The following is a 7,412-nucleotide window of genomic DNA, read 5'->3' on the forward strand; positions in this document are numbered from 1 at the left end:
GCTTTCGAAACATTAGAACAATCCTCTTCAAATATCTATAGTTCTTTAGATGAATTCAGTAGCTTGTCTCAAAAGATTGCTGATTTTGCAAGAGGAATTGCAATGGATTCAAAAACGCAAACAGATGAAGTTGATGGAACGCGTGATATCTTCAATGCACTTGCAGATAAGATAATTAATTCGGAAGAAAAAGTTGACTTAACTGTTCGTGATATGAAGATATTAAAGGGGAACAATGATATAGGCGTTACCTCTATTAAAGAATTAACAGAAAAATTCCAAGAGAACATTCAATCAACCCAAAATGCATCAAAAGAAATTGAAGTTTTATCAGATAAATCAGCACGTATTGGTAATATCATTGATACGATTACAGGGATTGCACAACAAACGAATTTGCTTGCTCTTAATGCAGCAATTGAGGCGGCTCGTGCAGGCGAAGCAGGAAAAGGTTTTGCAGTTGTAGCTGGAGAGATTAAAACACTTTCTGAGCAGTCTACAGAATCAACGAAAAAGATTGATGAAATATTAAAAGAAATCGTAAGTATCGTACATACTACTCGAGATACGATGAATTATAATAGTTCGATTGTTCAAGAATCTTCTGAAAAATTAAATACAACAGTTGAAGTATTTAATACAATGATTGAATCATCTGAAGAAGTAATTCAAACAATTAGTAAGCTTCATGAAGAGTTAAAGAGCATTGCTGATATGAAAGAGAATATGCTATCCTCTGTACAAAAGTTAGCGGAACTTTCAGAAAATTCTGCGGAATCTACAATGAAAATCAGTTCATCTACAGAAGAGCAAGTAACATCAATTGAAGCTGTTATGGAAGCGATGAATGATGTGCAGAAGAGTATTAACAACCTTTCTAATATGCTTAATATAAACAAGATGTAGTACATAGAAATAAAATCTGAATCTGAACTTAATAAAGTTTCAACGTTGCTAGAATCTGGATTTAAAACCAAACATCTAGTAACGTTGAAACTTTTTCATATTTTTATGCAATATTTAAGTATTTAACTTATATAGAAATGTGGTAAAATGAAATGGTTGAAATGATGAACGTATATTGCAAAGAATGATTAATTGTATAAATACAAGGAGGTATGTGAGATGTACCGTGATGAAACAAGAGTGGTTCAAATTGGAAATAGAGTGATTGGTGGTGGAAATCCCGTTCTTATTCAGTCAATGACAAATACAAAGACAGAAGATGTGGAAGCTACAGTTATACAAATTAGAGAATTAGAAGAAGCAGGTTGTGATATTATTCGATGTGCAGTTCCGACAATGGAAGCAGCACTTGCATTAAAAGAGATTAAGAAACAGATTTCTATTCCACTTGTAGCGGATATTCATTTTGATTATCGTCTTGCCATTGCAGCGATAGAGAATGGTGCTGATAAGATTCGTATTAATCCAGGAAACATAGGAAGTGAAGAACGTGTTAGAGCAGTTGTAGAAGCAGCGAAGGAAAGAAATGTTCCAATTCGTGTAGGTGTTAACAGTGGTTCTTTGGAAGGTGCATTAATTGAAAAGTACGGCGGTGTAACAGCAGAAGGTATTGTTGAAAGTGCACTAGATAAAGTTAGAATTATTGAAGAGATGGGATATGACAATCTTGTTATTAGTATTAAGTCGTCAAATGTATTGATGGCAGTGCAAGCACATGAATTAATTGCAAAGAAAACTACATATCCATTGCATGTAGGAATTACGGAATCAGGAACGATTATTTCAGGTAATATTAAGTCTAGTATAGGGCTTGGAATTATTCTGAATCAAGGAATCGGTGATACGATTCGTGTATCACTAACAGGAAATCCAGTAGAAGAAGTAAAATCGGCAAAACTGATTTTGCCTACATTAGGTCTTCGTAAAGCAGGCATTGAAGTAGTATCATGCCCTACTTGCGGAAGAACACAGATTGATTTAATTGGGCTTGCAAATCAAGTTGAAAACATGGTTCAAAGATATGATTTGGATATTAAAGTGGCTGTTATGGGCTGTGTTGTTAATGGGCCGGGAGAGGCTAAAGAAGCAGATATAGGAATTGCTGGTGGTAAAGGTGTTGGTATGTTAATAAAGAAGGGTGAAGTTATTAAGACATTGCCAGAAGAACAGTTGCTTGCCACATTAGAGGAAGAACTAAAGAATTGGGAAAATGAGAAAAACTAAGTGAAACAAGAGGTAAAAGGAGGTTAGGGACATGAATAAGCAATTCTTTGAAGTGTTTGAGACGTTAAAGGTTACGAAAGAATTGCAAGATGTGTTTGAAGATACGGTAATTGAACGTGTTGCAGCTTCCAGAACGAATCAAGAAGTTAAGATTTATATAATGAGTACACATTTGATACCTAGGCAATTAGTGAAGAAGATGGAGTATCAGATTAAGAATCAATTATTTGCGAATACAACAAGTGGTGTTTTACTATGTGACCGATATGAATTGTCTGCGCAGTATACGCCTGATAAGTTGATGACTGCCTATTATGAAAGTTTGCTTGAGGAAATGCGAGATAGTAGTATTCTTGAATATAACTTATTCAGGATGGCGGAATATAGGATTGAAGGCGATAAAATTGAACTTGAGATAGAAGATAATTTTATGGCAAGAAATAAGTCATCTAATATGAAACGAATCATAGAGGATAACTTCTCGAATCGTTTTGGTTATGCGATTACTGTTACATTCAATTATGTAGAACCGATTGAGGACGAGGGAGATGATATTAGAGAAATCTATGCCAAAGAAATGAGAAAACATCATATGTCACATGACGATGATGAAGGTTTTGTGGCATCTGGTGAACAACAAGTAGGACAGGTTGAAAATGTATCTAGTGAAAACATGGATTCATCAAAGACTACTACAGAAGTAAGAAAACCAGAAGCAAAAGAGAAAACTGTTGATGCAAAAGTTAAACCAGACAAGGCGAGATATAATAGTTATAAAAAGCCAGCGAATGATCCAGACACAATCTATGGTAAGAGTTTTGAGGGAGAAGCAACAGCAATTTCTGAAATTCAAGATGAGGTAGGAGAAGTTGTAATACGTGGTAGAGTGAATAAGTTCGAAACAAGAGAACTGCGTAATGAGAAAACGATTATAACATTTGCGATTACAGACTTTACGGATACAATTTCAGCAAAGATTTTCGTAAGGAATGAGCAAGTACCCGATGTTACATCTGTATTAAAAAATGGTATCTTCATTAAGATGAAGGGTATGGCACTCATGGATAAATACGATAGAGAAATCTCTATTAGTTCCATTGTGGGAATTAAAACAATTCCTGACTTTACCGTTTCACGTGTTGATAATGCGCCTGTAAAACGAGTTGAATTGCATGCTCATACAATGATGAGTGATATGGATGCAGTTGTAGATGCGAAGAATTTAATTAAGAGGGCAATGTCTTGGGGGCATCCAGCAATTGCGATTACTGATCATGGTGTTGTACAAGCATTTACAGAAGCAAATCATGTAGTGGAGAGAACGGATTTTAAAGTGATCTATGGCGTTGAGGCATATATTGTGGATGATCTGAAGGATATTGTTGAGAATGAAAAAGGGCAGACGTTAGATGCGCCAAGCGTTGTATTCGATATAGAGACAACAGGATTTGGCCCGGTAAATGATAAAATTATTGAAATTGGAGCAGTAAAGGTTGTAAATGGAGTTGTTGTAGACAATTATTCTACATTTATTAATCCAGAGATACCTATTCCATATGAGATTGAGAAATTAACAGGTATTCAAGATGCTATGGTTATGGATTATCCTACTATTGATGTGATTTTACCTCAGTTTTTGGAGTTCTGTAAAGATTGTATACTAGTTGCTCATAACGCCTCTTTTGATGTTGGATTTATAACAAAGAAAGCAGAACAATTAGGAATTGCAACGGATTTTACAGTTATAGATACCGTGTCTATGGCTCGTGTCTTGCTACCAAATCTATCAAAATTCAAATTAAATATTGTTGCGAAGGAATTAGGAATCTCGCTAGAGAACCATCACCGTGCTGTTGATGATGCGAAAGCAACGGCTGAGATTTATGTGAAATTCATTCAGATGTTAAAAGATAAAGATGTTACAGATATAGAAGAGTTGAATAAGATGAGTAAGTTATCGGCGAATATGATTAAGAAGCTTCCGACTTACCATGCAATTATTCTTGCACAGAATGATATCGGTAGAATTAATCTATATCGATTGATTTCCTCTTCGCATATTAAGTATTATGCTCGTAGACCCAGAATACCAAAGAGTGTATTCCTCGAAAATAGGGAAGGATTATTAATTGGTTCGGCATGTGAAGCAGGGGAACTATACCAAGCAATACTTAGAAATCAATCAAGAGAAGAGATTACTAGATTGGTGGATTTCTATGATTATCTTGAAATTCAACCACTTGGAAACAATGATTTCATGATTCGTAGTGATAAGATAGATGTTAAATCGAAGGAAGATTTGATTGAGATTAACAAAAAGATTGTAGCGCTTGGAGATGAATTTTCTAAACCTGTAGTTGCTACGTGTGATGTGCATTTCTTAGATCCAGAAGATGAGGTGTATCGTCGAATCATAATGGCGGGGAAAGGGTTCAAAGATGCCGATGACCAACCGCCATTATATCTTCGTACAACGGATGAAATGCTAGCGGAATTTGCATATCTTGGTAGAGAGAAAGCGGAAGAGATTGTTATTACGAATACGAATAAAATTGCAAATATGGTTGAGAAAATCTCACCAGTTCGTCCAGATAAATGTGCACCAGTCATTGAAAACTCCGATGAAGATTTACGTAAAATCTGTTATGACAAAGCACATTCCGTGTATGGGCCAAATCTGCCAGAGCCAGTAGAAGCGCGCCTTGAAAAAGAGTTGAAATCAATTATAAGCAATGGATTCGCAGTAATGTATATTATTGCACAGAAATTGGTATGGAAATCAAATGAAGATGGATATCTAGTAGGGTCTCGTGGTTCTGTAGGATCATCGTTTGCAGCGACAATGTCAGGTATTACAGAAGTTAATCCATTGCCAGCACATTATTATTGTGAGCATTGTCATTATTCTGATTTTGATTCTGAAGAAGTGAAAGCATTTGCAGGGAAATCTGGTTGCGATATGCCAGATAAATTATGTCCTGATTGTGGGCAACCGTTGAGTAAAGATGGACATGAAATTCCATTTGAGACATTCCTTGGATTCTACGGAGATAAAGAACCCGATATTGACCTTAATTTCTCGGGAGAGTACCAAAGTCATGCTCATGATTATACAGAAGTTATCTTTGGGAAAGGACAGACATTTCGTGCAGGAACAATTGGTACACTAGCAGAGAAGACAGCATTTGGTTATGTAATAAAGTATTTTGAAGAACATGGTCAACATAAGAGAAAGGCAGAGATGGAACGTATTGTTGGAGGCTGCGTTGGTATTCGTAGAACGTCAGGGCAGCATCCGGGTGGTATCATAGTACTTCCAATCGGGGAAGAAATCTATTCCTTCACACCAGTACAGCGACCAGCGAATGATATGACAACGCAGACGATTACAACACACTTTGATTACCATTCCATTGACCATAACTTACTAAAACTTGATATACTCGGACACGATGATCCGACCATCATTCGTATGTTGCAAGATATTACAGGGATTGATCCGCTAACGATTCGATTTGATGATGAGAAAGTGTTATCATTATTCGAAAATCTTAGTGCTTTAGGATTAAAACCTGAAGATCTTGGCGGGTGTGATTTAGGCTCACTAGGTGTACCTGAGTTTGGAACAGACTTTGTTATGCAGATGCTTCGAGATACAAGACCAAAAACATTTTCAGATTTGGTACGTATCTCAGGTCTATCACATGGTACGGATGTATGGTTGAACAACGCGCAGTATTATATACAAAATGGTAATTGTACACTATCAACGGCAATATGTACCCGTGATGATATTATGACATATCTGATTCATACAGGCGTTGAGAATGGTCTTGCCTTTAAGATCATGGAAAGCGTTCGTAAAGGTAAGGGATTAACGCCAGAAATGGAGTCTGCCATGTTAGAGGCAGGTGTACCAGAATGGTATATAGAATCCTGTAAGAAAATCAAGTACATGTTCCCGAAAGCCCATGCGGCAGCATATGTAATGATGGCGTTTCGTATTGCATATTTTAAAGTATATTATCCACTTGCGTATTATACGGCATTCTTTAGTATTCGAGCTTCTGCGTTTAACTATGAGCTTATGTGTCTTGGACGTGAAAAACTTGACTACTACATAGCGGATTATAAGAAACGTATGAATGAATTGTCAAAGAAAGAGCAAGATACCCTTCGTGATATGAGAATTGTTCAGGAGATGTATGCAAGAGGATTTGAATTTGAACCAATTGATATCTATCGTGCTAAATCGCATCATTTTCAGATCTTTGATGGAAAGATTATGGCATCACTTAGTTCTATTGATGGACTTGGTGATAAAGCGGCAGAGGCGGTAGTGCTTGCAGTAAAAGATGGTAAATTCCTATCTCTTGATGATTTTAGACAGAGAACAAAGGTCAGTACTACGGTTATTGATACGATGGTAGATTTGGGCATCCTTGAAGGTCTACCAGCAACAAACCAGATGTCACTAATGGATTTCTTTCAGATGTAGCATCAAGAGTTGTGAATGCAAAACTTTATATGTTTTCAGTGCTTCTTCGCTGCTGTACCATAACACGAAACACGCTATGCACCTAAGTACTTCTATGTGTGTACAGAGAGGTAGTATAATGTGTATGGAAACGCCCTCAATTCGGCATCCTGCCTCAGTGAGGGCTGGCTCGGCGTCCGTGCCTCGCCTTCCTAGGTTATTGAGTACACACTAAGAAGTACTATAGGTGCTTCACTATCGTTTCTTAGTTATAGTGCAGCAGGGAAGAAGCAGGTGTAGGTTATTAAGTTTTGCATATCTATTTTGTCGATTGATAAGTACAAGAGATGTTAGTTTATGAATAAAAATGTTTCGTTACATCTGATAAATAATATAAAAGAAATATAAAATGTTTATTAACAATGAGCCATATTACTAGTATTTTGAGTCTAGTATGTTAATATATATATCATGTAGTATTAAAAACTATGAGATAAGATGCTGATATGATATGAAGGAGATGTATAGGCTATTATGAGATATCAAATAATAAGTGATGGTTCTTGTGATTTATCATTAGAATTTGCAAAAGAGAAGGGACTTGAGATTGTACCTTTCTATGTTTCTTTCGATGGAGAAAATTATTACAAAGAAGGTTTAGAGGTTGATCATTTTGAATTCTATAATAAAATGATTGAAGAGCATGTGTATCCTAAGACATCGTTGCCTTCAGTGCAAGATTATG

The 7,412-nt window shown here is 36.2% G+C and carries 4 protein-coding genes; all 4 read left to right on the plus strand.

Features of this window, described 5'->3' with window-relative positions; genetic code table 11:
• Positions 1-906: methyl-accepting chemotaxis protein (locus RMR19_RS03600; protein WP_310602128.1), on the plus strand; the 906-nt coding region annotated here is incomplete at its 5' end.
• 219 nt (positions 907-1,125) lie between these two features.
• Complete coding sequence (gene ispG, locus RMR19_RS03605; RefSeq protein ID WP_310602129.1) at positions 1,126-2,190, plus strand: flavodoxin-dependent (E)-4-hydroxy-3-methylbut-2-enyl-diphosphate synthase; 1,065 nt, start codon at positions 1,126-1,128, stop codon at positions 2,188-2,190.
• A gap of 31 nt (positions 2,191-2,221) precedes the next feature.
• Positions 2,222-6,688 carry a PolC-type DNA polymerase III gene (locus tag RMR19_RS03610; RefSeq protein WP_310602130.1) on the plus strand — a complete coding sequence of 1,489 codons (4,467 nt, stop codon included), beginning with the start codon at positions 2,222-2,224 and terminating at the stop codon, positions 6,686-6,688.
• A gap of 513 nt (positions 6,689-7,201) precedes the next feature.
• Positions 7,202-7,412: DegV family protein (locus tag RMR19_RS03615; protein WP_310602131.1), on the plus strand; the 211-nt coding region annotated here is incomplete at its 3' end.

The organism is Anaerosporobacter sp., from assembly GCF_031551385.1.
GTDB lineage: Bacteria > Bacillota > Clostridia > Lachnospirales > Lachnospiraceae > Anaerosporobacter.